Raw genomic sequence first — 25,074 nt, 5'->3', positions numbered from 1 at the left:
CGCCTTGAAACCGCTCCAGAGCCTGCGGGGCATGGTCGACCTGCTGCCCGGTCAGACCCCCTTCTGGCAGCGGATCGAAGCCACCGCCAGGGAGCACTTCCGCCGGGCCGCCGTCGAGGAGATCCGCACGCCCCTGCTCGAGGTGACCGAGCTGTTCGCCCGGGGCATCGGCGAGGCCACCGACGTGGTGGGCAAGGAGATGTACAGCTTCGAGGATCGGGGCGCCCGCAACTGCACCCTGCGGCCCGAGGGCACCGCCTCGGTGGTGCGGGCCGCCATCCAGCATGGCCTGGTGGCCCAGGGACCCCAGCGGCTCTGGTACGGAGGGCCGATGTTCCGCTACGAGCGGCCCCAGGCCGGCCGGCAGCGGCAGTTCCACCAGATCGGCCTGGAGTTCCTCGGTCACGGCGATCCCCGCAGCGATGTGGAGGCCATCGCCATCGCCTGGGATCTGTTGATGGACCTGGGGGTGGGCGGCCTGTCCCTGGAGCTCAACTCCCTGGGCAGTCCCGAGGACCGGCAGCGCTACCGGGCCGAACTGGTGGCCTGGCTGGAGGCCCATCGGGACCGTCTGGATCCCGATTCCCAGCAGCGGATCACCACCAACCCCCTGCGGGTGCTCGATTCCAAGAATCCCGACACCCAGGCCCTGCTGGCCGGAGCCCCCACCCTGGCCGATGCCCTCAGCGGCGAGAGCCATGAACGCTTCCTGCGGGTGCGCCAGGGCCTGGAGGCCCTCGCCATCCCCTTCGAGCTCAACCCGCGCCTGGTGCGGGGCCTCGATTACTACGGTCACACCGCCTTCGAGATCACCAGCAGCCAGTTGGGGGCCCAGGCGACCGTGTGCGGCGGAGGGCGCTACGACGGCCTGGTGGAGCAGCTGGGCGGCCCCGCCACGCCCGCCATCGGCTGGGCCCTCGGCATGGAGCGGCTGGTGCTGCTGCTCAGCCAGGCCATGGAAGCGGGAACACAGGCTCCGGTGACGGCCGCCCAGCCCGACATCTACGTGGTGAACCGGGGGGCCCTGGGCGAGGCCTGCGCCCTGGAGCTCGCCCGTCGCTGCCGCCAGCGCCCCGGGGCGCCGCTGGCCGTGCAGCTGGATCTGAGCGGCGCCGGCTTCGACAAGCAGCTCAAGCGGGCCCGCCGGAGCGGTGCCCGCTGGGCCCTGCTGCTGGGTGACGAGGAGGCCGGGGCCGGCCAGGTGAGGCTGCTGCCCCTCGATGCCGAGGCTGGGTCAGGGGATCGGGTGCTGAGCCGGGAGGCGTTCCTGGCGCTGCCGCCGGATCAGCTGAAGCGGCAGGGCTGAAGCGCCCACCGTTGATCAGGGCCAGAGCAGGGCCGCCAACCCATGGCCAACAAAAAGCGGATCCCTGGGGATCCGCTGAGGAGATTCGTGGGGACGGCGCGCGGCCGACGGCATTCGATCAGGCCGAGCCGACACCCACGTAGGAGCCGTAGAAGAACAGGCCGACCACGAAGATCACGGCCATGCCACCGGCGGTGGCGACCATCCAGAGCGGCAGGACCCCTTCGGTCCACCGGCTCTTCCAGGCCACGGCCGGGCGGCCGTCGGGAAGGCGGTCGGGGATCCGGCCGTCAGGAAGTGAGGATTTCTTGCCGCTCATGGATGGGGTGCCTCCCGATCAGTTGAAGAAGTAGCTGGAGAAGAGGATGCCGATGACGAACACAAACAGCAGCCCGAGATAGAGGCTGGTGCGGTTCAGCTCGACCGGCAGGTTGTTGGGGTTGGGATTGCGCTGCATGGATGTCTCAGCGACGGACGAACTGCATGGCCGCCAGGGCACCCAGGAAGAAGACCGTGGGAATACCGAGGGCGTGGACGGAAAGCCAGCGCACCGTGAAGATCGGGTAATTGCGCGGCGTGGTGGGGGCGGTGGACTGGGTCATGGTTCCTGGAGGCGCAGATCAAGGCTGCTCTTGCCCTCGTAACGCTGACTCACGACGGGAGCCTTGGTTTCCTGGGCCTGGAAGTAGGCATCCGGGCGGGGCGTGCCGAAGGCGTCGTAGGCCAGGCCGGTGGACACGAACAGGAAGCCCGCCAGGAAGATGGCCGGCAGGGTTACCGCATGGATGACCCAGTAGCGGATGCTTGTGATGATCTCGAAGAACGGGCGTTCCCCTGTGGAGCCGGCAGCCATAGCAACAAGCGTTCAGCCCGGCAATCCTAGGGGTCGGCCAGCGGCTGGCGGGAGCGGGTCGGGGGGTTGGTTACAGAGGGATGCAGTTGGCCCCCGACCTCAACCCACCCAGCGCAGCAGCACACCCCGCTCCCCCAGAACGAAGCCCTTGCCATCGGGGGCGAAGACGATCCGGGAGAAGTTGGTGGGCTGTTCGCTGCCCACCGGATCCCGCTGCCAGCTGGCGCCGGCATCGTTGCTCACCAGCAGGGTGCCGTTGCCGCCGCCGGTCCAGATGGCGCCGCGGGGATCCCAGGCCATGTCGAGGTAGCCGTAGCCGTTGGTGATCGGGATCACGGGCTTGCTCCAGTCGCCGCTTTCGGTGCTTTCGGCGGTGCTCGGGTCGCCGTCGAAGCGCAGCTGGGCGCCCCGGGCCACCATCCAGAGGTGGCCGTCGGGCTGGAAGCCCATCGACTGCAGCCGCTGGCTGCTGACCCGCTGGTGCACCTGCCAGGCGGGCAGGCCCGGTTCCCAGGTGGCGAAGAAGTTCCCCAGGCTGCTGACGCTGACGTAGTCGCCGTCGGCGCTGCGGCGCAGGTCGCGGATGGCGCCGGCGGCATCGCCCACCAGGGCCTGCCAGCTGGAGCCGGCATCGGTGGTGCGGTACACCGCACCGACGTTGGTGGCCAGTTCGGCGGTCTTCGGCCCCAGGGCCGTCACCACATAGGGCTCGCCGGGCAGCTTGGTGTCGAGCAGCAGCCGGCTCCAGCTGCTGCCGGCATCGTCGCTGTGCAGCAGCAGGCCGGGCTGGCCCACGATCCAGCCCTCAGGGCCGCTGAAGTCGATGCTGATCAGCCGGAAGTTTTCCTCTTCGGGCAGGTCGAGGGCGCGCTCTTGCCAGCTGGCACCGCCGTCGTCGGTTTCCATGATCAGCCGGTTGCTGCCCACCAGGAAGCCGTGGTCGGCGCTGCTGAAGGCCACGTCGAGGGGGTTGGAGCGGGTGTCCAGGGGAACCGCCTGCCAGGGGCTGGCGGCGGCGGTGGGCAGGCCGGTGGTGACGCAGCCCGTGAGCCCTAGGGCGAGCACCAGCGAGAGCGCCAGGCCGAGCAGGGGACGCAGCGGGCGCAGGAAGGACGGCAGAGCCGGAAGGGGCGCAGGCATCAACGCAGGGAATAGAGGGAGAGGAAGAAAGCGAAGGCGAGGGCGAACCCCCCGAAGATCAGCACGTTCTTCTGGCCGGGGGTGAGGCGGTTCACCCCGAGGCCGAAGTTGAGGTTTTCCTCGAAGCCACTGGGCTTGTTGCGCGGGCCGATGTCCTTGAAGGCCCCCACCCGGCTGCGGCAGACCGGGCAGCGGAAACCGACCGGATCGAGGTCGAGGAAGGAGGTGCCGGCGGGGATCCCCAGCTTCTTCACCCCCTCGGCCGGGTCGTAGACGAAGCCGCAGCTGCGGCACTCGAAGCGGTGGCTGGAAGGGTCCTCCGCGACGGGTTCGGCCGCCTCGCCGATGGTGCCGGCGGATCCGGTGGGGAACTCTTCGGTGGGTGTCTCCGTCGGCGGTTCCGTGCTCATCCCGTGCCTGGCCATACCAGAGGACTCTATCGAGGGCGACCCCGGGCCCAGCGGCCCCTTCGGCCGGCCGGCCGGGCCGGTCGCCCCGGCGACCGCCGCCCCCGGAGGCAGGTGGCAGAATGCGCGCCAGGTTGGGTCTGCCGATGTTCGTGCTCTCCGGCTACGACGCCTTTCTGGGCTTCCTGCTGATTTCGGCGGCGGTTCCGGTGCTGGCGCTGGTGGCCAACAAGCTGCTGGCGCCCAAAAGCCGCCAGGGGGAGCGTCAGCTCACCTATGAGTCGGGGATGGAGCCGATCGGCGGCGCCTGGATCCAGTTCAACATCCGCTACTACATGTTTGCCCTGGTCTTCGTCATCTTCGATGTCGAGACCGTCTTCCTCTACCCCTGGGCGGTGGCCTTTCACCGTCTCGGGCTGCTGGCCTTCATCGAGGCTCTGATCTTCATCTCCATCCTGGTGCTGGCCTTGGCGTATGCCTGGCGCAAGGGCGCTCTCGAGTGGAGCTGAGCACACCCCCACCATGACCCTCACCCCCCCTGCCGGCTCCCTCTCCGTCGACGCCCTGCGCGATCTGCGCGAGGCCAGCTGCGGCCCCGTGGGCGCCCCCGGCGTCACCGCCGACCTCTCCGAGAACATCATTCTCACCAGCCTCGACGACCTCCACAACTGGGCCCGGCTCAGCAGCCTCTGGCCGCTGCTCTACGGCACGGCCTGCTGCTTCATCGAGTTCGCGGCCCTGATCGGCTCCCGCTTCGACTTCGACCGCTTCGGCCTGGTGCCCCGCTCCAGCCCCCGCCAGGCCGATCTGCTGATCGTGGCCGGCACGGTGACGATGAAGATGGCGCCGGCCCTGGTGCGGCTCTACGAGCAGATGCCGGAGCCCAAGTACGTGATCGCCATGGGGGCCTGCACCATCACCGGCGGCATGTTCTCTGCCGACTCCACCACGGCCGTGCGCGGGGTCGACAAGCTGATCCCGGTCGATCTCTACCTGCCGGGTTGTCCGCCACGGCCCGAGGCGATCTTCGATGCGGTGATCAAGCTGCGCAAGAAGGTGGGCAACGAAGCCCTGGCCGAGCGCGGCAACCTGCGTCCCACCCACCGCTACTGCACGATCCCCCACCAGATGAAGCGGATCGATCCGATCGTCACAGGCGCCTACCTGCGGGCCGAAACCCAGCAGGCCGCCCTTGCTGCTGCTGCGGGCCTGCCTGTGGCCGCCGCCGCCAGCGCCGAAGCCGTTTCCACCCCCCCCTCCGCCCCTGCCACCGATGCCTGAGGAGACCCCCGCCACACCGGATCCGGCGGACACCGGCGCGATCGAAGCCGCCGCCCCGGCGGCCATCGAAGGCCCCGCCCCTGGGCCCGTGGCCACCTGGCTGGCCAGCCAGGGTTTCGACACCACCGCCCTCGGCCCCGACCATGAAGGTGTGGAGATGCTGGGTGTCGATGCCTCGGCCTTGCCCCTGGTGGCCACGGCCCTGAAGGCCACCGGCTTCGATTATCTGCAGTGCCAGGGCGGCTACGACGAAGGTCCCGGCGGCCGGCTGGTGAGCTTCTATCACCTGGTGAAGATGGCGGCCATGGTGGAGCAGCTGGCGGCGCTCGCCGATGCCAGCGGCCCCCTGCCGGCGGAGGCCCATCCCCAGGAGGTGCGCCTGAAGGTGTTCCTGCCCCGGGATGGGGCCCTCACCATCCCCAGCCTCTACGGCCTGTTCCGCGGCGCCGACTGGCAGGAGCGCGAAACCTTCGACATGTTCGGCATCAGCTTCGAGGGCCATCCCCATCCCAAGCGGCTGCTGATGCCGGAGGACTGGAAGGGCTGGCCGCTGCGGAAGGATTACGTGCAGCCCGATTTCTATGAGATGCAGGATGCCTATTGATCCTGATCGAGAAGGCCCATCTCTGTGAAACGCCTATGAGCAAGAGCTTTGCTGACATCGGCTGAAAGCCGCAGTGGTTTGCAGTAGGGTCTCGGCTACTTGTACTTGCTACTTTGTACTTATTTTCTTTGCTTCAAGTCCTTAAGTAGTAGGTGAGATATTCTGTCCGTCTCCAGCGAGCGCGCATTCGTGCTACTGAGTAACATAGGTATTACACGATTGCAGCTTTATGCTCCTAAGGAAGCTCTGGGCAACAAGCTCGCAAGTCAAGGTTCAGGCCCCCAAAGGTTTGGGATGGTCCACCGCATTGCAGATCAGGCTTGAATGGGCCTGATTTCACCTCTGTTAGGTGATTTATGCCTTCCATGGAGGACGACCTTGTTCGCAATGGGCACACCACTCCCTTGATCATGTCCTGCATAGCAGTTCATGACGCACCATGAATAGGTTCGTAAGGGCTGCCAGCACTTTTACCTTACAGCGGTTCTTGAGCAGGCCCCGCACCCGGGTCTTCTGAAATCCGAACTGCCGTTTGATCACGCGGAACGGGTGCTCACCTTTGGCACGGATGTGCGCTTTCGCGGTCTCGACCAGATCCTCCAGTCGCCCCTCGGGTGTGTCGGGCAGAGCCCGTCGCTTTCCTGGACGCATCGCAACACGGAAACCGATGCCCTTCCCTTTCATTTCGGGTCGCTTCTCGATCCCCTGGTAGCCGGCATCGGCGTAGACGACAGTCTCCTGACCATGGAGCAGCTCAGCTGCTGGTGTGAGGTCATGCACGTTGGCGGCCGTGGTCTCCACTGAGTGGATGAGGCCTGAGTCCTTATCCACGCCGATGTGGACCTTCATTCCGAAATACCACTGGTTGCCCTTCTTTGTCTGGTGCATCTCCGGATCCCTTTCACCCTTCTTGTTCTTGGTGGAGCTGGGAGCCGCGATCAAGGTGGCATCGATGATCGTTCCCTGCTTCATGGCCATGCCGTTGGCCTTGAGGTGGGCCTTCACCGTCTCAAAGATCTGATCGCCCAGATTGTGCTTCTCCAGCAGGTGCCGAAACGCCAGGATCGTCGTCTCGTCAGGAATCCGGTCGCTGATCATCTCGATCCCTGCGAAACGGCGCATGGTGGGCACCTCAATCAGGGGATCCTCCATCGCTGGATCGCTGAGTGAGTACTACTGCTGCATCAGGTGGATCCGCAGCATGGTGGCCAGCGGATAGGCCGGGCGTCCGCCTTTGGAGCTTGTTTTGGGGTAGTGAGGCTCGATCAGATCGATGAGTGCCTTCCACGGCACAACCGCTTCCATCTCAGCCAGAAAACGCTCACGTTTGGTGCGCTTCTTGGCCGTGGATTGCTCGTAGTCACCGAACCCGAGCTGCTTGCCACCCGTGAACCCGGTCCTTACCTGCGGTCACAAGGCCATTGTCACGTGAAGGGGCGGCTTTTCCAGAGTCTCCCTAATCGCTTCCATTACTTGAATTATTCCTCTTCGCTGCACTCAGCATTTCCCTCCGATCAGCCATGAAGGGCAGGGAGCGTATAATCGTCAGTGAGCAGGTTCGGCTTTGCCCCTTGATGCCCAACCCCATCCCAAACCTCTAACGATGGCTTAGGCTAGGAAGGCTTCTAGAGATGGATATGAGCAGCCGGTCTTCCATCAAGTGCATGGTTCATGCTGATGGCCTCTTTACAGCGACGGCTCTACTGAACCCCGCTTGATTGTGGGCTCTTCTGACCGGCAACTCCTTAGCCCCTCACTCTTGGATATCAGCCCGTATCTTCAGATCTTCTCAGAGCATGGGTTGCCTACCCTTATGCCTGATTGGGAGGCCTTGGAACAATCTTCCCTCCCGAGACGGCTCCTTGTCGATGGACCTATTCGAGGTGTTCTAGGCCAGAAGATCTTGCTGATACTTCATGCCTACAATCTAGACGGTCTAGCTTCCTTCTTGTCAAGCTTGCGACAGAAGGCATTCTTTCATGACCAAGTCATTACCACCGATTCCGAGGAGAAGGCGAAGAAGATTAAAGCTATTCATGCTGACACAATGGCAAGCGACTGCAAGCTTCTCGTCAAGGTCTTCCCAAACCGAGGACGTGATGTCCTTCCCTTTTGGCGCGTTCTGGATGAGTGCGGCTCCTCATACGATTTCTTTCTGAAGGTACACCTTAAAAGGAGTAAACATTGGGAAGATCTCGGCTATGTAGAGCGATCCGGCACCGATCAGGATGCAGGCACTCAGTGGTCCGAGGACATCTTTTGCTGCCTCATCCCCTCCTCATCAGAAGAATGCAATGCATTGCTCGCTCAGATGGCATGTCTTGAGCTAGGAGCTCTTTTCCCAAGGCCTCATAAGGTTGTCAGCCGTTTTGGTTGGGGTGATGAGCAAAACCTAATTATTGCCTCCATAATACTCCAAGAACTTGGAATCGACCAAGCAAAGCTCTTAGCACCACTGATATTCCCGGCAGGTAATATGTTCTGGGGTAGCACGAAATCCTTTTTGCCATTCACCCCCTTCTTTCTTCAAGAAGGTAGGTATCCCGATGAGCCAATTCCAATTGATGGTACATTTCTTCATGCTGCTGAGCGTTGCAGCCCCTATCTTCTTGCTTCTAATGATACAGATGTTGGTATTCTCTTTCCGCCGACTTTGGAAAGTGAGCCATCACGGGCTTGCCTTCGGCTGCTGCCTGTGGACTTGACTCGTTATGCAGGCAACAAGGAAGTCCTGGACTCTTCACCAGCTCATCTCGTTCATCAGAAATATACTGACGCCTTAGTGGAATATAGAGAAGACTTGCGACGCATGAGAAAAGAGCTTGAGGCACTGAGACTTCAAATCCAGTTTATGAACCAATCGCGACTAATGAAGCTGTTTCGGTTCTTTCGCGTGAGGTGATGAAAAACTCAGCGTAAGAGTGATATGTACTGATGATGAGTGATGCCCTCCCAATTGAAGAGGGGGCTTTAGCTGTTGGTCAGCCCCTTTAGGGTTTCCTCAAGATATCTTCTGCCCCATCGTTCATCTGGCTCCAGGTGGTTTCCCTCAGCCCACTCGTTCCATGCATTGATGAAGATTACAGGTTCTGGTAGATTTAATGAAGGTAGAAGACTGATCGTCTCTTTTAGCCACCTTCCATAGGCTTTTGGCGTTGAGTTCTGAAAAATAACTCCACCCCACTTGCGCCTAGCCGTGTTGTCCCATGATGGTGTTACGCAAGGGAAACGAGCATAGGGCTGAGCTGAGCTGGTCAGTGCTTCCGATACGAGCTCTTCGTAGTCATACACGTAATGTAATCTTTTTGCGGGCGATTCCTTTTTCAGCTTCCCCTTGATCCGCTCACGTAAATTGGGATGCATTCGAGCAGCCGAATAAGACTGGGGCCATGAAGGTTGAAACTCCACAGCTGCATCCATCCCAATTGATGCTGGGTCTACATGGGCCGTGCCATGTGACTGAACATAGGCAAGGTATAGCTCTCCGATCCCCTCTTGCTTGGCTATGTATCTCCAAGTCTTTGCTGCTTCTTGTGGATCCGGGAGTGCGAATATCCTGTAAATTAGAAACAGCGGCTTTCCATTGATCCGCACGTAGCGGCGATCCTTCAGCGCTGGAACCAGTGACAAAAAGTGTTCGATATGATCCTCAGTAGAATAGATCTGCTCTAGAAGGATCTCGTTTTCAGATCCGTCCCACCGTCTAGTCCAGTTTTCATTAGCCCAGCAGAGGCAGAACGGGAAGTCTGGTTCACCTGAAGAGAGGACTTCTTCGAATGGTCTTTATAGAACCCTTCGTCCGTTGAACCAATAATGGTAGTAACAGAAGGCATGGATACCATAGGCTCTTGCAAGATCAGCCTGGGCTTGACGCGCTTCAGGCAAGCGTAGGTCGTAAAAGCCAAGATCTGCCGGAAGGTGGGGCTGGTAGTGATCCCTGAATAGCGGTCTCGCTCTTGCCACATTCCTCCATTCCGTGAATCCCTTGCCCCACCATTCATCATTCTCCGGGATCGGGTGGTACTGGGGAAGATAAAAGGCAATGGCCTTGGGACCCTTCACTGCAGCGCTCATGTCTTACAGTCGTATCATAGGCTTTAGACCAGTATTGTCAGTTCGAGGTTGATCCCGCAAGGTATTCATGCCCTTAGCTTTGAACCCGGCTCTACCCCCGCGTTGTCATAGGACCAATGGAATGTCTCTAGTGGCGTGGTCTCTGGGTTGCTGATGTTAGGCTTGATTATTAGCGGAAGCCTTTCTGGGAATGCATGCTTGTGTTGCTCCAGCTTTCCTTTCCCAGGCACCTAGAGAATTCCACCTCTGCCCGTCGCCATTCTCCGAAAGGGTGCCATTCGTAATTCCGGCTGCTCTAGGCCCTAGTTGCATGACAAGACTTTCATTCACTCACTGCCTTTGAAATGATGCATGCCCCATTCTTCAGCATCATTGTCCCTACATATAATCCAAGCATTGATCGCCTCGCATTGGGCTTCCCCCGATTCTGAGGACAAGTCGACAAGGGTCACGCCATGACCACCAGACTGTCCATCGATGACCAACCCAACCAAGACTCGGCGCCGATTCACGGCGCAGCAGAAGGTGGAGGCCGTGGAGCTCTGCCTGCAGGAGGGCCTCTCCTGCAATGCCGTGGCCCAGCGGCTTGGCCTTCCCTCCAGCAGCCTCGCTCGCTGGGTGAGGCAGGCCCGCATGGATCGCGGCCAGGCCGGACCCAGGGACCAGGGCCTGCTCAGCAGTGAGGAGCGCGCTGAACTCAGCCGGCTCCGCAAGGAGAACCGCGAGCTCAGGAGGGAGAAGGATTTTTTCAGGCTGGCGGCAGCGCACTTTGCCAAGGAGCAGCTGCCGCCGAGAGGTTTCGCCTGATCGACCAGCTCGCTGATCAGCATTCCATCTCCTGGCTGTGCCGGCAACTGGGCGTGGCCCGCAGTGGGTTCTACGCCTGGCGGCAGCGGCACGAGGCGCCGGGAAAGCGAGCGGCTGAGAACGCCCGACTCACCGCTGAGATCCAGGCGGTGTTCGGCGAGCACCGGGGCTTCTACGGCTCGCCTCGGATCCACCAGGAACTGCGCGCAGCCGGCCACCCGGTGGGACGCCACCGTGTCGCTCGGCTCATGCGTCGTGCCGATCTGCGGGCCAGGACCCGAAAGGCGTTCCGGCCCTGCAGCAGGGCCAGCAGCGGAGCCGCTGGGGTGGCGGAGAACCTGCTGCAGCAGGACTTCCAGCCCCCGGCCCCGAACCGCTGCTGGGCCGGCGACATCACCTACATCCGCACCAGCGCCGGCTGGCGATACCTGGCGGTGTGGATCGATCTGTTCAGTCGCCGTGTGGTGGGTTGGACGCTGAATCAACGCATGGATGCCGCCCTGGTGATCGAGGCCCTCAACCGGGCCCTCGGCCACCGGCAGGTGGAGCCGGAGCAGCTGCTGATCCACACGGATCAGGGCAGCCAGTACCGGGCCAGCGACTACCGCGACCGGCTGGCCAAACACGGGATCCTCTGCAGCATGTCCGCCAAGGGATGCTGCTGGGACAACGCGGTGGTGGAGAGCTTCTTCTCCACCCTCAAATTGGAACTGGACCTCGATGACGATCGGGCAGTCCTAATTTCACCGCAGCAGCTGCAGCGCGATCTGGCCTTCTGGATCGAGGGCTACTACAACCGCGAGCGCCGCCATTCAACGGTCGGTTACCTGAGCCCGATCGACTACGAGCAGCGGTTCATCGCTGCATCTACACTCACCTTTGTGACCCCCTGATCGCTGTCCACGAAATCGGGGGAACCCCACATGCTGCCTGCAGAGTATTTATAAGCAGAGCTTTTCTGATTGGGAGGTGATCATCATGGATTCTCTTTCGAAAGGCAGCCACGATGTAAAGCGACTTGCCGGCGACACTGTCCAGGTTCGGTTCTTGCAGGATATGGGTGCCAAGGGCATCTACCGAGCCATGAATGTGGCTTTGGCTCAATCCACTGGAACTTGGGTCCTCTTTCTCGGTCACGACGACCGTCTAGCCGATCCATCCGTATTAGAAGTCGCCAGCAAGTCTATCAAGGCATCGAGTTTCTGCTTTTGGAGGCAGGCATATTACGGGAGCGTGCTGATTGACGGTGATGCAGGGTGGGCCAAGGGTGGAGCCGTCTATGATGGGAAGTTCAACTTCGCGAAGCTGCTAAGGCGGAATATCTGCCACCAAGCTATCTTCTACCGAGGTCGATATGCGCGCGGTCGTCGTCCGCCCTATAATCCGGACTTTCGTGTAACAGCTGATTGGGATTACAATATTCGAGCCTGGACGAGTGGAGGTTACGGATATATCCCCCTTACGATTACTGTTTTCTTGGGAGGGGGAACCTCGGCTTCCATGAAAAACGATGGATTCACTGGCGCCTTGGCTCTGACGTGGACGTATTGGAAGACGAAGCGACCAATGCTGCTTGCCATGATCACACTTGTTTACTGCAGAATCGCGGCTGTCTACCCTAGACTTAGAAGCGCACTGAACTTAAAGACGTAGTCTATCTTGATCAATAGCGATGTAGGTGGGCATCTAGTAAAACCAACCATTCTGCAGGGGTAATGTCTTCTGTTCTCAAAGGTACAAGCTGCATTGAGAGTGGGTTCGTGAGTTTCCATGCTGATGGTCAATCCGAATCTACGAAACATACCGCCAGCAGGTTACTCCATGCTGTGACGGTGTTGGCGTTGCCTCAGAAGACCATTCTTGGATTGAACACGTCGACCCAAGCGAAAACCAGCTCAATCGGAATTGCCAAGCGGTTGCCTACCATGTTGATGGGGCAAGAACGCGGTGCAATGGATGTCTTAATAACTTAACCCAGTCAAACTGTCAGTCATCTGAGACTCTGAGGAAATGCATAGTCTTGCCGCATGCATCCTGACCGGATTACTGTCATGAGTTGAACGCAGTAACCTTTCTGATAACTGTCTTCAGTTTGCATTCATCTTCCCATTCCTGACTCTCTAGAAGGAAACTTCCATTGAACCCATACATCTCTGCCCACCTTGGTCCACAGAAATAAAAGCTAAAAGTATCTTCTGTGATGATATTGACATGGGTTGGATCCTGAAAGGCCTCCTTGGCTGGGTAGGCCGGGGTAAGCGAATGGAAAATTCCGTCTGGTTTTAGGCATCTCCATATCTCATTCATAAGAGATATGAATGGATGTCGCCTCTCGGGAACGAAGGCTAACCGGGGTATGTGCTCAATAAAGTCAAATGCGGTTATCACATCAAAATACTCATCGGGCCATGGGATGGGCTCGATAGCAAGATCGGCCACTCGGATATGCACCTGTTCGTCTGATAGTTGTGGGGATAGGTCAATCCCATAAAGCTCGTCTGCCGAGTAGATGTTCTTTGGACGAACTCCGCAGCCGAGATCCAGGCTTCTTTGCATGGACAGATTCCGGTGATGAAACCTATAAGATGGTCTTTGCGTCATCTCATATGTATGATCAATGACTTCTCTTGAGAATCCCATCGACTCAGCATATGCATATGACATCTCGCGGGCGACTACTTCATCTATCTGATGTTGAGCCTTTGACTTTGGATGCATCATCACGGCTCGGTCATCGGTCACTACTTGGTAGCCTAACTGCTTGGCCTTCTCGCAGGTAACTATGTCTATGCCCCATCCATATTTATTGGACGCAGGAACTGGATATAACTCCTTGAGAATCTTCGTTCGAGCGAGGAAAGCAAACCCTTCTACCAAGCCACATCTTCGCAGGCGGTTTGTTTTATGGCATAGGGTGCTTTTAAATGCCACCCGTGAGTTGCCGCTCAGGGAAGAGGTATAAACTCCAATCGCGGAATCACGTATGACATCTGTGACTAAATCGCTTACTCTTTTCCATTCTCTTATAAGAACGTCGGACGCGACAAAAAGCAGCCATTCGGTTTCACGTTCAAGTGCAAGTCGTACTGCTTCATTCCATAGTCCTGTGTAATAGGTATTTGGGATAGTTATGCTCGGGGATTTGGGTGGCGATGGCGATGATGCATCCACTAAAAGGGTGGGAAACCTTGAAGAGAAGCGCCTCCTCATGCGATCTGCATTTCTTGAGAAGTCGTAATTTGCTACAACGACAAGGACATTGGTGTTTATGCCAGCCATGCTTGGATAAGCAGTAGTGAGAACAGTATCATCGTTATCTCGGAACGGCAAGAAGCTGACGATAGAGTTGCCGTCATGTGAAAGCTGCTTTGACTTTGTGGGTGACCTCTTGCTGCGGCAATATTCTCACTCGTGCCAGTTCGGGTAGCCCTCTCTCTCGTTTCTTGGTTCGCCTACGCGGGGAAGACAGGAACTTGTGATGTGCCTATGGAGCGGGCTCGGGTAACATCATGAAATAAAGACTTAGGGGGGTAAGCCGCATCGATTGTGAACCCCTGTCATCCTGGCCAAGGGCAGCTCAATCCCTCCGGTGTTTCCGGTAGAACCGAATCACTTCCTTCGCCACGCTTCGCGGTTCGTGGCGCAGGGTGGCACTGGGCCGGCTGCCCTGCAGCGGCGCCAGGATCACCTCATAGCCCTGGCCCTCCAGCTGGGTGGTGTCGCAGGTGACGGGTTCGGCGCCCCGCAGCCGGTACACATCGAGCAGGCTGGAATCATCCAGCTCCTCCTGGGCCAGCACGGCCGTGAACAGGCGCTGCTCCACCCCCAGGCTCGCCAGCTGGGCTTCGATCGCCCGCAGGTGGCCGCCCACGTCCAGCCCATCGGTTTCGCCGGGCTGGGTCATCAGGTTGCAGATGTACAGCCGCGGCGCCTTGCTGGCGCTGATGGCGCTCACCAGCTCGGGCACCAGAAGATTCGGTAGCAGGGAGGTGTAGAGGCTGCCGGGGCCGAGCACGATCAGTTCGGCGTTGGCGATCGCCTCCAGGGCTCGTGGCAGGGCCGGCGGCCGCTCCGGCGTGCAGCCCAGCCGCACGATCGGACAGGGGGCATGGCCGATCTGGGATTCTCCTTCGATCCGTTCGCCGTTCTCCAGCTCGGCCCAGAGGCGCACGTCGGCGTTGGTGGCGGGCACCACCTGCCCCTGCACCGCCAGCACCCGGCTGCTGGCGATGATCGCCGATTCCAGACTGCCGGTGATCGCCGTCAGGGCGCTCAGGAACAGGTTGCCGAAGCTGTGGCCCTCCAGGCCGCTGCCGGCCTTGAAGCGGTACTGGAACAGGCGGGTGAGCAGGGGCTCCTCCCGCGCCAGGGCCGCCAGGCAGTTGCGGATGTCGCCGGGGGGCTGCACCCCCAGCTCGCGTCGCAGCACGCCGCTGCTGCCGCCGTCGTCGGCCACCGTGACGATGGCGGTGAGGTTGCTGCTGTAGCGCTTCAGGCCGCTCAGCAGGGTGGCCAGCCCCGTGCCGCCGCCGATGGCCACGATGTTGGGGCCCCGGTTCAGCCGCCGCTGGGCCAGCAGGGCATCCACCAATAATGTGTCCTTCTCCGGGGCCAGGGCCTGCTGGATGGCGCCGAAGCTGCGGCTCTGGCCGAGCCAGATCATGGCGGCGCCGATCAGCAGCACCAGCGGGCCGGTGATCCCGCGGGGCATCACCTGGGTGAGGCGGTTCAGGGCCCAGCGGATCGTCTCCAGGGTCCAGTAGATCGGCTGCAGGTCGGCCCACACCGCCGCCCCCAGCAGGGCGATCACCAGGCCCAGGCCCGAGGTGATCATCCAGCGCTTCACCACCAGGCCCGGCTGCAGCCAGCGAGCCGCCCGCCTTGAGCGGCTCATCAGGTCCTGCTGACGCAGGTCGCCGCGGCCCACCCAGCGGGGGCGCCCCGGGCGGGAGCCGCCCCGGCGCCGGCGGGCGTTCGCAGCGGGGCCTCGAACCGTCAAGGGCAGGGCGTGGCGACGCGGCACAGACCAACGGAACTGTACGGATGAAAAGCCCGTCCTGAAACGCCAGGATGGGAGCCGGGCCCACGGGGCCCCCTCGCCGTGGTTCCTTGGCCTCCAGTCAACTCGCGCTGAAAGTTCCCCCGGCCATCCCTCCGGTGGCCCAGATGGAGAACCTCAGCATGCGCTGGGGATCCAACATGGTCCTCGACCGCGTCGACCTCAGCCTCACGCCGGGCGAGCGCCTCGTGGTGGTGGGGCCCTCGGGTTCCGGCAAGTCCACCCTGCTGCGGCTCCTGGCCGGCCTGCAGCTGCCCACCTCCGGCCTGCTGCGCATCCACGGCGAACCCCAGACCTACCTGCGCCTCGACCAGCGCCACCCCCCGGACGTGCGCCTGGTCTTCCAGAACCCCGCCCTGCTGGCCTCGTTGTCGGTGCGTGAGAACGTCGGCTTCCTGCTCTACCGCTTCAGCCGCCTGGGGGAGCGGGAGATCGCCGAGCGGGTGAACCAGGCCCTGCAGGCCGTGGGGTTGGCGGGCATCGCCGACCGCATGCCGGGGGAGCTCAGCGGCGGCATGCAGAAGCGGGTGAGCTTCGCCCGCGCCCTGATCGACGACCCCACCCTGGCCTCGGCCCGCACGCCCCTGCTGCTCTTCGACGAGCCCACCGCCGGTCTCGACCCGGTGGCCTGCACCCGCATCGAGGACCTGATCGTGCGCACCTCCCGCATTGTTCACGCCTCCACCCTGGTAGTGAGCCACGTGATGAGCACGATCGACCGCTGCGCCGAGCGCGTCGCCCTCCTCTACGACGGCCGCTTCCGCTGGGTCGGCTCGGTCGAGGACTTCCGGGTCAGCACCAATCCCTATGTGGTGCAGTTTCGGAGCGGTAGTCTGCACGGACCGATGCAGCCGGCCGAGAACTGAGCCCATGCGCCGGAGTGTCCGTGAAGCCCTGGTTGGATTCTCCCTGCTGGCGGCGATCGCCAGCGGGCTGGGCCTGTGGTTCTGGCTGCGGGGCGTCTCCCTGAGCCGCGACACTTGGACGATCCGGGCCAGCTTCGCCGATGCCGGTGGTCTGGCGGTCCGTTCCCCCGTCCGGTTCCGGGGGGTGCTGGTGGGCAACGTCCGCAGGGTCACGGTCACCGATGCGGCCGTGGTGGCCGACCTGGAGATCACCGACCCGCGCCTGCGTCTGGCCCGTCCCCTGGTGGCCCGGGTCAGCGCCGCCTCCCTGCTCGGCGGCGACGCCCAGGTGTCGCTGCTGGCCGGTGGTCCTCCGCTGCCGGCCAGCCTGCCGGGGCCGCGGGACCGCAGCTGCAACGACACCCGCATGGTCTGCAACGGCGGCAAGGTGACCGGCGTCGCGGCGGCCAGCTTCGACACGGTCACCGAGACGGTGCAGAGCCTGCTCAATCAGGCTGAGAAGGAACAGCTCGTTCACCAGATGGTGGCGGCCACCGCTGCCTTCTCCAAGACCGCCAAGGAGACGGAGAAGCTCACCAAGAGCGGCCAGGTCTTCCTGAACGACGCCCAGGTGCTGGTCAACCAGCTGAACCGCTCGGCGGGCAAGGTGGATCCGATCCTGAGCAACCTCAACCTCGCCAGCGCCGACGCTGCCCGGGCCTCGAAGCACGTCGGCAACCTGGCGGCGGCCCTGGACAACCCGAAGACCGTGGCCGATCTCCAGGCCACCCTCACCAATGCCAAGCAGCTCACCGACCGCTGGTCGGCCGTCGGCGGCGACATGAGCAAGCTCACGGGTGATCCCAAGTTCCTCGACGGCATCCGCAGCGTCTCGATCGGCCTGGGCCGCTTCTTCGAGGAGCTCTACCCCGCCGAAGTGGATGCGGCGCGCGACCGCAAGGCCCGCCAGGACGCCCGCCAGCAGGAAGCCAGGGCCGCCCGTCAGGCTGCCCAGGACCGGCTCTCCCCCACCGTCAGAAGCCGTTGATCGCCTCCAGGGCGATGGCGGCGATGGCCTGGTCGCTGGCCTTGGGCAGCTGTACGTAGCGGCCGCCGGCCGCCTCGGCCAGCTCCTTGCCCATGCCGCTGCCGATGAATTTGCGCTCGGTGTCGATCACCAGCAGCCGCAGACCCAGGCTTCGGTAGCGGCTGGCCACCTGCCGCAGCTCCTCCTTGAGGTCCACCGGTTCCTCCCCCTCCAGCGCCGGCTGTCCCAGGGAGCGGCTCAGGGGCACGTTGCCGCGGCCGTCGGTGATGGCCACCACCACCACCTGGCCCAGGTCGCCGGTGGCCAGGGCGTTCGCCCCCACCCGGGCCGCCTGGGCGAGGCCGTGGGCCAGGGGTGAGCCGCCGCCGCAGGGCATCGACTCCAGCCGCCGGCGGGCGGCGGTGATCGAGCGGGTGGGCGGCAGCAGCACCTCGGCCTGCTCGCCGCGGAAGCTGATCAGGGCCACCTCGTCCCGGTTCTCGTAGGCCTCGGTCAGCAGGCGGATCACGGCCCCCTTGGCGCTCTGCATGCGGTTCAGGGCCATCGAGCCGCTGGCATCCACCAGGAAGATCACCAGGGCGCCGGCCTTGCGCTGCAGCTGCTTGGCCCGCAGGTCCCCCTCCTCCACGATCACCTTGCGGTGCGGATCCCTGGCGCGGCGGGCCTTCTGGTAGGGCGCGGCGGCCCGCAGGGTGGCGTCGATGGCGATGCGGCGCACGGGGCCCCGGGGCAGCATCGGCTTCACGTAGCGGCCGCGGCTGTCGCTGAACACCACCGCCCGGCTGCCGCTGCCGCCGCTCTTGGCTTTCGCCGAGGCGAACACCAGCAGGTCGGGGTCGATGGCGGTGGCCTCCGGATCGAGCAGGAATTCCTCCGGGATCTGCGGCGGGGCCTGGTCCTGGGGGCTGTCGTCCTCGTCCTCCTCGTCCTGATCCTCCGGCTCCTCGCTCTCCGGTTCCTGCTCGGGCGGCTCCGGTTCCTCGGGGGGCTGCTCCCCCTGGGGCGGTGGCGGCGGCTCCATGGGCTGGTCGGGATCCGGGGGCGGCAGCTGCAGGGCCCGCGGGGCGATCACCAGGCGCACCGCCACCTGCAGATCGTCCGCCTCCACCCGGTCGCGGCCGGAGAGGGCCGCATGCGCCCGGGCCACCCGCACGGCGTAGAGCTCGGCCCGGTGGCCCTCGACGCCGCCACGGATGGCTTCGGTGACCAGATAGCGGATCTGCTCCCGGTCGATGGTCACGTCCGGCAGCCACTGGCGGGCCAGCAGCAGCTGGGTGGCCAGGGCTTCGGTCTCCTCCTGCCAGCGGGCGCCGAAGGCGGCGCTGGAGGCGCCGTGGTCGAGGGCCGAGCGGGTGATCGCCACCCGCTGGTCGGTGTCGAGCAGCTGGTTGGCCGACAGGGCGATGGCGAAGCGGTCGAGCAGGTGGTCGCGCACCGCCCCCTCCTCCGGGTTGTAGGTGGCGATCAGCAGGCAGCGGCAGGGATGCGACAGGCTCAGACCCTCCCGTTCGATGCGGTTCTCGCCGGAGCCCACCGCCGCCAGCAGCAGGTTGGTGATGCCGTCGTCCAGCAGGTTGAGCTCGTCGACGTAGAGCACGCCCCGGTGGGCCTCCGCCAGCAGCCCGGGCTGGAACACCGGCGCCCCGGCGGTCAGGGAGGCGGCCACGTCCACCGAGCCGATCAGCCGGTCTTCGGTGACGCCGAGGGGCACCTGGATGAACGGGGCCGGGATCACCCGGGTGGGGAGCAAAGCAGCCGGGTCGGTGCCGCTGGCATCGCCGCCCAGTTCGGTGATGCGTTGCCGGGTGGGGCCGTCCCACTCGTCGGGCCGGGTGGGATCGGCCTGCCGCAGCCCCGGACCATCAGCCAGATCGATCACGTCGATCGGCGGCAGCAGGGCATGGAGCCCGCGGGCCAGCACCGACTTACCGGTGCCGCGCCCGCCGGCGATCACCACCCCGCCCAGGCCCGGATCCACCGCCGCCAGCAGCAGCGCCAGCTTCAGGGTGCCGTGGCCGGTGATGGCGGCCAGCGGAAAGCTGCCGGTGGGGGCGGCACCGGCGGGCGCGGCAGGGGACCCGCTGACGACCATGGGGCAGTGGCTGGGTGGGGTGGCCAGTCTCGCCGACCGGGTGGCGGCGGAGGGGTCAGACCCTCCGCATGAGAGTCATCAGGTCGTGGTAACCGTGGCCCTGGGCAAGGAGCTCGAACGATCCACGGAAGCCGTAGATGTGGGCCCATGGCCGATTCGAGCCTTGCCGACAGAAGTAAAGCGGGAATGTGTTCTCAGTGATCGGATTGATATGCGTTGGATCCTGAAAAACCTCCTGTGACGGGAAAGCAGGCGTTTTGGAGAAAAAGATGCCACCCGGTCGCAGCACTCTGTGGATCTCGTCCATCAGTGCGACGAAAGGGAACCTGTTGGATGCGCCAATGTGGATGACACGAGGTACATGTTCGATGAAATCGAAGGCGGTCACGAAGTCGAAGTGTTCTTCGGGGAAGGGAATGGGGGCAACGCTCAGGTCGGCAGAGACCACCGAGTGATCGGTATCACTTCGGATATCGATCCCATACACGTGGTCGGCATGGAATGGGTTCCTGGGGCGCGTTCCGCAGCCAAGATCAAGCGAACTGGCGCCTGGCAGGCTGTCCCAGAGCCCCAGATGTTGAACAAGAAACTCTTCGCTGGTGCGGTGGTGGTCGGCTTTGCTCAGAGGCGATCCAAGGGGCATCGGTATTCCCAGGGCCAACCCGATGCGTGGGGCCAGCAGTCGCGGAAGGTCCTCCGGCATCTCCTCGTTAAGCTGCCATACAATCTGGTTCAGAAGCGCTCGCATGATTTTGTTTTTGGTCGTCCTCAAGCTGCTTCTGATTCCCATCAGATCTCTCTTGATGATGCTCGGATGCGTTCAAGCTACGTTGCCCCTTCCTGTTCGATTCGCTCCTGGGCGTCTGGTGCTCCCTGACAGTGCCCGTCGCGCTGGAGCTCACCCCTGATCGGCAGGTGCCTGGCATGGAGGCCTCCTGCTCTCGCACACTCGCCATCGCCCTTGGTGCCAACCTCGGTATTCCGGCGGTCACGCTTGTGGCGGTACGGCCGCTGCTGAGCGAAGCCATCGACGCTTGGGTGGCCCATGGGGAGCGGCCGGCAGAGGTCGCTCGGCCGTTGTGGCGGCACTGGTCGCCGCTCTTCATGACGGTGCCGGTGGGCGGGCCGCCAGGGCAGCCTCCCTACCTGAACGCCGTCCTGCTGGTGGAGCGGGACGCGGCCGGGCCCGACCTCCATCCCTGGCCTTCGCCGGATGCTCTGTTGGGGCGATTGCTGGCGCTGGAGCGGCGTTTCGGCCGGGAGAGGCGCGAACGCTGGGGACCCCGCAGCCTCGATCTCGACCTGCTCTGGTGCGGCGACCACCTCTGCCGCAGCCCGGAGCTGGTGTTGCCCCATCCGCGGCTGGGAGAGCGCACGTTCGTGCTTGCCCCCCTGGCGGCGATCGATCCCCACCAGCCTCTGCCGGGAGAGGACGTGAGCGTGGCCGAGCGGCTGGCGGACCTGCTGGCCCGGCCTGGCGAGATCCCTCCTGAGCGGCTCTCGGGCCGGACCGGCTGGCCCGAAGGTCCCTGAACCGCGCCCAGCGGCCCCCGCCGGTCACACTGGGGGCCCTGATGGCCTGCCCCATGGCTCCCCTGCCGCCCCCCGAGCCCAGCATCCATCTGGAAACCACCGCCGCCCTGCAGGCCCGCAAGGTGCGCTTCGAGCTCAACCGGGTGGTGCTGCCGATCGGCATCGAGGGCACCTACGGCGTGATCCGCCATCCGGGTGCGTCCCTGGCGGTGCCCGTGCTCGAGGACGGCCGGGTGGTGATCCTGCGCCAGTACCGCTTCGCCGTGGCCGGCCGGCTGCTGGAGTTCCCGGCCGGAACCCTGGAGGAGGGGGAGGAGCCCCTGGGCTCGATGCGGCGGGAGCTGGAGGAGGAGACCGGCTACAGCGCCAGCCGCTGGGATCCCCTGGGGGCCATGCACCCCTGCCCCGGCTACTCGGACGAGGTGATCCACCTGTTCCTGGCCCGCGAGCTCACCCTGCTGCAGGACCGCCCCCCCGGTGACGACGACGAGGACATGGAGGTGCTGCTGCTGGAGCCGGCCCAGCTGGATGCGCTCCTGGCGAGCGGCGACGAGGCCCTGGACGGCAAGACCGTGACCGCCTGGTACCGCGCCCGCCAGCTGCTGGGATCCTGATGGCCCCGGAGCGCTGGCTGTTCTGGCATCGCCGCGACCTGCGCCTGGCCGACAACCTGGGCCTGGCGGCCGCCGCCGCCGCCACCCCGGCGGTCACCGGCCTCTACGTGCTCGATCCGGCGTTCCTGGCCGGACAGGGTGGCCACCCGACGATGGCACCGGCCCGGGCCTGGTTCCTATGCGAGAGCCTGCGGGAGCTGGCGGCCCGCTGGCGGGAGGCGGGCAGCCAGCTGCTGATCCTGCGGGGCGATCCGCTGGCCCTGGTGCCTCTGGCCGCCCGGGCGGCGGGGGCCGCGGTGGTGGCCTGGAACCGCGATGTGGAGCCCGCCCGCCGCGAGAGCGACCGGCAGGTGGCGGCGGCGCTGCGGGCCCAGGGCACCCGGGTGCTGGTGGACTGGGACCAGCTGCTGGTGGCCCCGGAGGCGATCCGCACCGGCGCCGGGGAGCCCTACCGGGTCTACGGCCCCTACCTGCGCAACTGGCGCGGCCAGGTGGAGGGCCGGGCCGCCCTCGGCGCCGGATCAGCCGGCGGCCTGGAGCCGGTGGCGGCGCCGGACGGTCTGCTGGATCTCGAGCCCACCGCCCTGCCGGCGGAGCGCGCGCCCCTGTGGCAGGCCCTGCCCAGGCTGGAGGACGTACCCAGCGCCGAGGAGCTCGGTCTCCCCTTCAGCGGCGCCGATCTCTGCCCCTGCCGCCCCGGGGAGGCGGCCGCCCTGGCCCAGCTGCAGGCCTTCGCCGACGGGGGCGTCAACGGCGGTCCCCTGGCCGCCTACGAACCGGGCCGCAACCTGCCGGGTGAGGCCGGCACCTCCGCGCTCTCCGCCGCCCTCAGCGTCGGCACCCTCAGCCCCCGCCAGGCCTGGGCCGCCGCCCAGGGCGCCCGGGCCCTCGCCCGCAGCGCCGAGGCCCTCACCTCCATCGGCGTCTGGGAGCAGGAGCTGGCCTGGCGCGAGTTCTACCAGCAGGCCCTGTTCCATTTCCCGGAACTCGCCGACGGGCCCTACCGGCCCCAGTGGAAGGTCTTCCCATGGGAGAACGATCCCGAGCGGTTGCGGGCCTGGGAGGAGGGGTGCACCGGCTTCCCGATCGTGGATGCGGCGATGCGGCAGCTGAACGCCAGCGGCTGGATGCACAACCGCTGCCGCATGATCGTGGCCTCCTTCCTGGTGAAGGATCTGATCTGCGACTGGCGCCTGGGCGAGCAGGTGTTCATGCAGCGGCTGGTGGACGGCGACCTGGCGGCCAACAACGGCGGCTGGCAGTGGAGCGCCAGCAGCGGCATGGATCCCCGGCCCCTGCGCATCTTCAACCCCGCCACCCAGGCGTCAAAGTTTGACCCCGAGGCCACCTACATCCGCCGCTGGCTGCCGGAGCTGGCCCATGTGGCTACCGCCGACCTGATCAGCGGCGCGATCGGACCGCTGGAGCGCCGGGGTTACCCCGAGCCGATCGTCAGCCACAAGGTCCAGCAGGCCCGCTTCAAGGCGCTCCACGCCGCCTTGCCCCGGGGCTAGGCGGCCCGGGGCAGGGCCTGTCCTCAGGCGACGACCGCTTCGGCCCCCACCAGGCTGCGCACGGCGGCGATGACGCTGTCCTGCTGCTCGGCGCTGAGTTCCGGGAAGATCGGCAGGCTGAGCACTTCGGCGCAGAGCCGTTCGGTGATCGGCAGGCTGCCGGGCCCGTAGCCGAGGGCGGCGTAGGCGGGCTGCCGGTGGATGGGGATCGGGTAGTAGATGATCGTCGTCACCCCGGCCTCCTGCAGCTGCTGCTTGAGCCAGTCGCGGCAGCAGGCTTCGGGCAGGCCGTAGCTGGCGCTGTCGGCGGCCGGGGTGCAGCGACCCCCGCAGGCGCTCGTGGCGGCCGGGCAGCGGGGCACCCGTACCACGAACTGGTTCCAGCTGTGGCCCTCCGGCCCGGGCGCTGCGGGCACCAGGCCGGGCAGGCCCGCCAGTTCCCGCTGGTAGCGCTCGGCGATGGCCCGGCGCCGCTCCACCCAGTTGGCCAGGTGGGGCAGCTTGACCATCAGGACGGCGGCCTGCATGGCATCGAGGCGGCTGTTGTAACCCAGATCGGTGTGCAGGTAGCGGCGGGGCATGCCGTGCACCGCCAGCTCCCGGATCCGCTGGGCCAGTGCGGCGTCCTGGCAGACCACCATGCCGCCGTCACCTGCCGCGCCCAGGTTCTTGGTGGGAAAGAAGCTGAAGCAGCCAGCGTCGCCCCAGCCGCCGACCGGCCGCCCGGCCCAGCTGGCGCCGCTGGCCTGGGCGCAGTCCTCAATCACCCGCAGGCCATGGGCGGTGGCGATGGCCATGATCCGCTCCATGTCCACCGGCCGGCCGAACAGGTGCACCGGCATCAGGGCCCGGGTGGCTGGGGTGATGGCGGCCTCGATCCCCTCCGGATCGATCAGGTAGGTGTAAGGATCCACGTCCACGAACACCGGCGTGGCCCCCACGGCGCTGATCGCTTCGGCGGTGGCGAAGAAGCTGAAGGAGCTGGTGATCACCTCGTCACCGGCGCCGATTCCCAGGGCCCGCAGGGCCAGGACCAGGGCATCGGTGCCGCTGTTGCAGCCGATGGCATGGGGGACCCCGCAGGCCTCGGCGAAGGCGGCCTCGAAGCCGCTGATGGTGCTTCCCCCGATGTACTGGCCACTGCGCAGCACCTCCAGAACGGCCTGATCGAGGGCGTCTCCCAGCTGCTGCAGTTGCTCGCTGAGACTGAAGGGGGGCACATGCATGGCGGCAACATTAAGCCTGCGGATCCGACCGCCGCCGCCGGCCCCGGGAAGAGTCAGCCGCTGAACCAGGGGGGCTCGGCGCCGGCCCGCCATTTGATGCTGCAGCCGATCGCCGGCCGCTGCGGTTCCGGCACCGGCCGCCCCTCCAGCAGGGCGGTCAGGGCCGCCCGCAGATCCCGGCCGTCGCAGGGCTCGCCGCCGGGCCGGCTGCCATCCAGCTGGCCCCGGTAGGCGAGCCGGTGGGCCCCATCGAAGAGAAAGACGTCCGGGGTGCAGGCGGCCCGGAAGGCGAGGGCCACGCTCTGGTCGGGGTCCTGCAGGTAGGGGAAGGTCCAGCCGCAGGCCGCGGCCTGGGCCGCCATCCCCGCCGGCCCGTCCTGGGGATGGCTGGCGGTGCTGTTGCTGCAGAGGCCGATCAGGCTCGCCCGCCCCTCCAGGTCGCCCTGCAGCCGGGTGAGTTCTGGCTCCACATGCTTCACGAACGGGCAGTGGGGGCAGAGGAACAGCACCAGCACCGGGCTCCCGGCCAGGGCGGCGGCCTCGAGCGGGCTGCCCGTGACCGGCAGCAGCCCGGCCTCCATGGCGTCCAGCGGCAGGGGGGTGCCTAGGGGCAGCATGGTGGAGCTCGTCAGGACCATGGCTGTGCTGCCGCCCTTGCTGCAGAGCGGATG

25 protein-coding genes and 2 pseudogenes are annotated in these 25,074 nt (G+C 64.7%); 13 read left to right on the top strand and 14 right to left on the bottom strand.

Translation table 11 applies throughout. The features are described 5' to 3' along the window. Positions 1–4 precede the first annotated feature (4 nt). Positions 5–1,306 (top strand): histidine--tRNA ligase, encoded by a 1,302-nt coding sequence (gene hisS / locus CYAGR_RS10075; RefSeq protein ID WP_015109704.1) that lies wholly within the window; start codon positions 5–7, stop codon positions 1,304–1,306. Between the two features lie 118 nt (positions 1,307–1,424). Here hisS and CYAGR_RS10070 read toward each other — a convergent pair whose 3' ends face one another. The 6 genes from CYAGR_RS10070 to CYAGR_RS10045 all read right to left on the bottom strand — a co-directional run bounded on the left by CYAGR_RS10070 (position 1,425) and on the right by CYAGR_RS10045 (position 3,709). Beyond that, a complete protein-coding gene (locus tag CYAGR_RS10070; protein WP_015109703.1) occupies positions 1,425–1,625 on the bottom strand; it encodes a photosystem II reaction center protein J in 201 nt (66 codons plus the stop codon). 18 nt (positions 1,626–1,643) lie between these two features. Continuing rightward, positions 1,644–1,763 (bottom strand): photosystem II reaction center protein PsbL, encoded by a 120-nt coding sequence (psbL, locus tag CYAGR_RS10065; protein WP_015109702.1) that lies wholly within the window; start codon positions 1,761–1,763, stop codon positions 1,644–1,646. Between the two features lie 7 nt (positions 1,764–1,770). After that, entirely contained in the window at positions 1,771–1,908 is a 138-nt protein-coding gene (gene psbF, locus CYAGR_RS10060; protein ID WP_015109701.1) for a cytochrome b559 subunit beta, read from the bottom strand. Then, on the bottom strand, positions 1,905–2,159 hold the full coding sequence (gene psbE, locus CYAGR_RS10055) for a cytochrome b559 subunit alpha (RefSeq protein ID WP_015109700.1): 255 nt from the start codon (positions 2,157–2,159) through the stop codon (positions 1,905–1,907). Before psbE ends, psbF begins: the two co-directional genes overlap by 4 nt. A 99-nt stretch (positions 2,160–2,258) precedes the next feature. Further along, complete coding sequence (locus CYAGR_RS10050) at positions 2,259–3,299, bottom strand: photosynthesis system II assembly factor Ycf48 (protein ID WP_015109699.1); 1,041 nt, start codon at positions 3,297–3,299, stop codon at positions 2,259–2,261. Further along, positions 3,299–3,709: a rubredoxin gene (locus CYAGR_RS10045; RefSeq protein WP_015109698.1), complete on the bottom strand. Its 411-nt coding sequence runs from the start codon at positions 3,707–3,709 to the stop codon at positions 3,299–3,301. The genes CYAGR_RS10050 and CYAGR_RS10045 overlap by 1 nt, the downstream gene beginning before the upstream one ends. Positions 3,710–3,852: 143 nt before the next feature. Between CYAGR_RS10045 and ndhC the strand changes: the two genes are divergently transcribed. Genes ndhC through CYAGR_RS10030 form a run of 3 tightly spaced genes read left to right on the top strand, consistent with a single transcriptional unit; the run spans position 3,853 to position 5,591 of the window. Next, on the top strand, positions 3,853–4,215 hold the full coding sequence (gene ndhC, locus CYAGR_RS10040) for a photosynthetic/respiratory NAD(P)H-quinone oxidoreductase subunit C (RefSeq protein ID WP_015109697.1): 363 nt from the start codon (positions 3,853–3,855) through the stop codon (positions 4,213–4,215). 13 nt (positions 4,216–4,228) lie between these two features. After that, positions 4,229–4,987, top strand: a complete 759-nt coding sequence (gene nuoB, locus CYAGR_RS10035; protein ID WP_015109696.1) for an NADH-quinone oxidoreductase subunit NuoB — start codon at positions 4,229–4,231, stop codon at positions 4,985–4,987. After that, positions 4,980–5,591, top strand: coding sequence for an NAD(P)H-quinone oxidoreductase subunit J (locus CYAGR_RS10030; protein ID WP_015109695.1), 612 nt, complete (start codon positions 4,980–4,982; stop codon positions 5,589–5,591). The genes nuoB and CYAGR_RS10030 overlap by 8 nt, the downstream gene beginning before the upstream one ends. A 408-nt stretch (positions 5,592–5,999) precedes the next feature. On the opposite strand, the pseudogene CYAGR_RS10025 reads toward CYAGR_RS10030, so the two are convergent. Beyond that, positions 6,000–6,905: pseudogene (locus CYAGR_RS10025) on the bottom strand (IS5 family transposase). Positions 6,906–7,404: 499 nt separating this feature from the next. Here CYAGR_RS10025 and CYAGR_RS17220 point away from each other — a divergent pair. Then, complete coding sequence (locus CYAGR_RS17220; RefSeq protein WP_245552660.1) at positions 7,405–8,493, top strand: rhamnan synthesis F family protein; 1,089 nt, start codon at positions 7,405–7,407, stop codon at positions 8,491–8,493. A 68-nt stretch (positions 8,494–8,561) separates the two neighbouring features. Here CYAGR_RS17220 and CYAGR_RS17215 read toward each other — a convergent pair. Then, positions 8,562–9,665, bottom strand: a pseudogene (locus CYAGR_RS17215) (glycosyltransferase WbsX family protein). Between the two features lie 477 nt (positions 9,666–10,142). On the opposite strand from CYAGR_RS17215, the gene CYAGR_RS10020 reads away from it, so the two are divergent. The 3 genes from CYAGR_RS10020 (at position 10,143) to CYAGR_RS19620 (ending at position 12,125) form a co-directional block, all read left to right on the top strand. After that, entirely contained in the window at positions 10,143–10,472 is a 330-nt protein-coding gene (locus CYAGR_RS10020; protein WP_015109616.1) for a transposase, read from the top strand. Next, positions 10,469–11,365 carry an IS3 family transposase gene (locus tag CYAGR_RS10015; RefSeq protein WP_015109615.1) on the top strand — a complete coding sequence of 299 codons (897 nt, stop codon included), beginning with the start codon at positions 10,469–10,471 and terminating at the stop codon, positions 11,363–11,365. Before CYAGR_RS10020 ends, CYAGR_RS10015 begins: the two co-directional genes overlap by 4 nt. An 85-nt stretch (positions 11,366–11,450) precedes the next feature. Further along, a complete protein-coding gene (locus CYAGR_RS19620) occupies positions 11,451–12,125 on the top strand; it encodes a glycosyltransferase family protein (protein ID WP_015109693.1) in 675 nt (224 codons plus the stop codon). A gap of 396 nt (positions 12,126–12,521) precedes the next feature. On the opposite strand, the gene CYAGR_RS18870 is transcribed toward CYAGR_RS19620, so the two are convergent. Both CYAGR_RS18870 and CYAGR_RS10010 read right to left on the bottom strand, forming a co-directional pair. Continuing rightward, positions 12,522–13,802 carry a class I SAM-dependent methyltransferase gene (locus CYAGR_RS18870; protein WP_216593344.1) on the bottom strand — a complete coding sequence of 427 codons (1,281 nt, stop codon included), beginning with the start codon at positions 13,800–13,802 and terminating at the stop codon, positions 12,522–12,524. A 247-nt stretch (positions 13,803–14,049) separates the two neighbouring features. Beyond that, positions 14,050–15,366 (bottom strand): gluconeogenesis factor YvcK family protein, encoded by a 1,317-nt coding sequence (locus CYAGR_RS10010; protein ID WP_043327000.1) that lies wholly within the window; start codon positions 15,364–15,366, stop codon positions 14,050–14,052. A 272-nt stretch (positions 15,367–15,638) separates the two neighbouring features. Here CYAGR_RS10010 and CYAGR_RS10005 point away from each other — a divergent pair, with 272 nt between their 5' ends. Together CYAGR_RS10005 and CYAGR_RS10000 are read left to right on the top strand one after the other, a co-directional pair. After that, positions 15,639–16,397: an ABC transporter ATP-binding protein gene (locus tag CYAGR_RS10005; protein ID WP_245552659.1), complete on the top strand. Its 759-nt coding sequence runs from the start codon at positions 15,639–15,641 to the stop codon at positions 16,395–16,397. 4 nt (positions 16,398–16,401) lie between these two features. Next, positions 16,402–17,424, top strand: coding sequence for an MlaD family protein (locus tag CYAGR_RS10000; protein WP_015109689.1), 1,023 nt, complete (start codon positions 16,402–16,404; stop codon positions 17,422–17,424). Here CYAGR_RS10000 and bchD read toward each other — a convergent pair. Both bchD and CYAGR_RS09990 read right to left on the bottom strand, forming a co-directional pair. Beyond that, a complete protein-coding gene (gene bchD / locus CYAGR_RS09995) occupies positions 17,411–19,516 on the bottom strand; it encodes a magnesium chelatase ATPase subunit D (RefSeq protein ID WP_015109688.1) in 2,106 nt (701 codons plus the stop codon). The genes CYAGR_RS10000 and bchD overlap by 14 nt on opposite strands. Before the next feature lie 55 nt (positions 19,517–19,571). Then, complete coding sequence (locus CYAGR_RS09990; RefSeq protein WP_015109687.1) at positions 19,572–20,264, bottom strand: class I SAM-dependent methyltransferase; 693 nt, start codon at positions 20,262–20,264, stop codon at positions 19,572–19,574. A gap of 131 nt (positions 20,265–20,395) precedes the next feature. On the opposite strand from CYAGR_RS09990, the gene folK reads away from it, so the two are divergent. Genes folK through CYAGR_RS09975 form a run of 3 tightly spaced genes read left to right on the top strand, consistent with a single transcriptional unit; the run spans position 20,396 to position 23,177 of the window. After that, entirely contained in the window at positions 20,396–21,049 is a 654-nt protein-coding gene (gene folK, locus CYAGR_RS09985) for a 2-amino-4-hydroxy-6-hydroxymethyldihydropteridine diphosphokinase (protein ID WP_245552504.1), read from the top strand. A 53-nt stretch (positions 21,050–21,102) separates the two neighbouring features. After that, positions 21,103–21,663 (top strand): NUDIX hydrolase, encoded by a 561-nt coding sequence (locus CYAGR_RS09980; RefSeq protein ID WP_015109685.1) that lies wholly within the window; start codon positions 21,103–21,105, stop codon positions 21,661–21,663. Beyond that, the gene (locus CYAGR_RS09975; RefSeq protein WP_015109684.1) at positions 21,663–23,177 is read left to right on the top strand and encodes an FAD-binding domain-containing protein; all 1,515 of its coding nucleotides are present in this window, start codon (positions 21,663–21,665) and stop codon (positions 23,175–23,177) included. Before CYAGR_RS09980 ends, CYAGR_RS09975 begins: the two co-directional genes overlap by 1 nt. Positions 23,178–23,200: 23 nt before the next feature. On the opposite strand, the gene CYAGR_RS09970 is transcribed toward CYAGR_RS09975, so the two are convergent. After that, positions 23,201–24,403 (bottom strand): DegT/DnrJ/EryC1/StrS family aminotransferase, encoded by a 1,203-nt coding sequence (locus CYAGR_RS09970; RefSeq protein ID WP_015109683.1) that lies wholly within the window; start codon positions 24,401–24,403, stop codon positions 23,201–23,203. 53 nt (positions 24,404–24,456) lie between these two features. Then, complete coding sequence (locus CYAGR_RS09965; RefSeq protein ID WP_015109682.1) at positions 24,457–25,041, bottom strand: thioredoxin family protein; 585 nt, start codon at positions 25,039–25,041, stop codon at positions 24,457–24,459. Positions 25,042–25,074: the final 33 nt, after the last annotated feature.

The organism is Cyanobium gracile PCC 6307, assembly GCF_000316515.1.
Lineage (GTDB): Bacteria > Cyanobacteriota > Cyanobacteriia > PCC-6307 > Cyanobiaceae > Cyanobium > Cyanobium gracile.
Note: the sequence above shows the minus strand (reverse complement) of the source record. Positions and strands in the feature narration are given on the sequence as shown.

Coding starts and splice junctions, on each gene's coding strand:
- psbL (WP_015109702.1), bottom strand. CDS start 1,763: ATGCAGCGCAATCCCAACCCCAACAACCTGCCGGTCGAGCTGAACCGC.
- CYAGR_RS09990 (WP_015109687.1), bottom strand. CDS start 20,264: ATGCGAGCGCTTCTGAACCAGATTGTATGGCAGCTTAACGAGGAGATG.
- CYAGR_RS09965 (WP_015109682.1), bottom strand. CDS start 25,041: ATGGTCCTGACGAGCTCCACCATGCTGCCCCTAGGCACCCCCCTGCCG.
- psbF (WP_015109701.1), bottom strand. CDS start 1,908: ATGACCCAGTCCACCGCCCCCACCACGCCGCGCAATTACCCGATCTTC.
- CYAGR_RS10030 (WP_015109695.1), top strand. CDS start 4,980: ATGCCTGAGGAGACCCCCGCCACACCGGATCCGGCGGACACCGGCGCG.
- CYAGR_RS10050 (WP_015109699.1), bottom strand. CDS start 3,299: ATGCCTGCGCCCCTTCCGGCTCTGCCGTCCTTCCTGCGCCCGCTGCGT.
- CYAGR_RS09970 (WP_015109683.1), bottom strand. CDS start 24,403: ATGCATGTGCCCCCCTTCAGTCTCAGCGAGCAACTGCAGCAGCTGGGA.
- CYAGR_RS10005 (WP_245552659.1), top strand. CDS start 15,639: ATGGAGAACCTCAGCATGCGCTGGGGATCCAACATGGTCCTCGACCGC.
- CYAGR_RS10020 (WP_015109616.1), top strand. CDS start 10,143: ATGACCAACCCAACCAAGACTCGGCGCCGATTCACGGCGCAGCAGAAG.
- ndhC (WP_015109697.1), top strand. CDS start 3,853: ATGTTCGTGCTCTCCGGCTACGACGCCTTTCTGGGCTTCCTGCTGATT.
- psbE (WP_015109700.1), bottom strand. CDS start 2,159: ATGGCTGCCGGCTCCACAGGGGAACGCCCGTTCTTCGAGATCATCACA.
- CYAGR_RS10010 (WP_043327000.1), bottom strand. CDS start 15,366: ATGAGCCGCTCAAGGCGGGCGGCTCGCTGGCTGCAGCCGGGCCTGGTG.
- CYAGR_RS09980 (WP_015109685.1), top strand. CDS start 21,103: ATGGCTCCCCTGCCGCCCCCCGAGCCCAGCATCCATCTGGAAACCACC.
- bchD (WP_015109688.1), bottom strand. CDS start 19,516: ATGGTCGTCAGCGGGTCCCCTGCCGCGCCCGCCGGTGCCGCCCCCACC.
- CYAGR_RS10000 (WP_015109689.1), top strand. CDS start 16,402: ATGCGCCGGAGTGTCCGTGAAGCCCTGGTTGGATTCTCCCTGCTGGCG.
- CYAGR_RS19620 (WP_015109693.1), top strand. CDS start 11,451: ATGGATTCTCTTTCGAAAGGCAGCCACGATGTAAAGCGACTTGCCGGC.
- CYAGR_RS10045 (WP_015109698.1), bottom strand. CDS start 3,709: ATGAGCACGGAACCGCCGACGGAGACACCCACCGAAGAGTTCCCCACC.
- CYAGR_RS17220 (WP_245552660.1), top strand. CDS start 7,405: ATGCCTGATTGGGAGGCCTTGGAACAATCTTCCCTCCCGAGACGGCTC.
- CYAGR_RS09975 (WP_015109684.1), top strand. CDS start 21,663: ATGGCCCCGGAGCGCTGGCTGTTCTGGCATCGCCGCGACCTGCGCCTG.
- nuoB (WP_015109696.1), top strand. CDS start 4,229: ATGACCCTCACCCCCCCTGCCGGCTCCCTCTCCGTCGACGCCCTGCGC.
- CYAGR_RS10070 (WP_015109703.1), bottom strand. CDS start 1,625: ATGAGCGGCAAGAAATCCTCACTTCCTGACGGCCGGATCCCCGACCGC.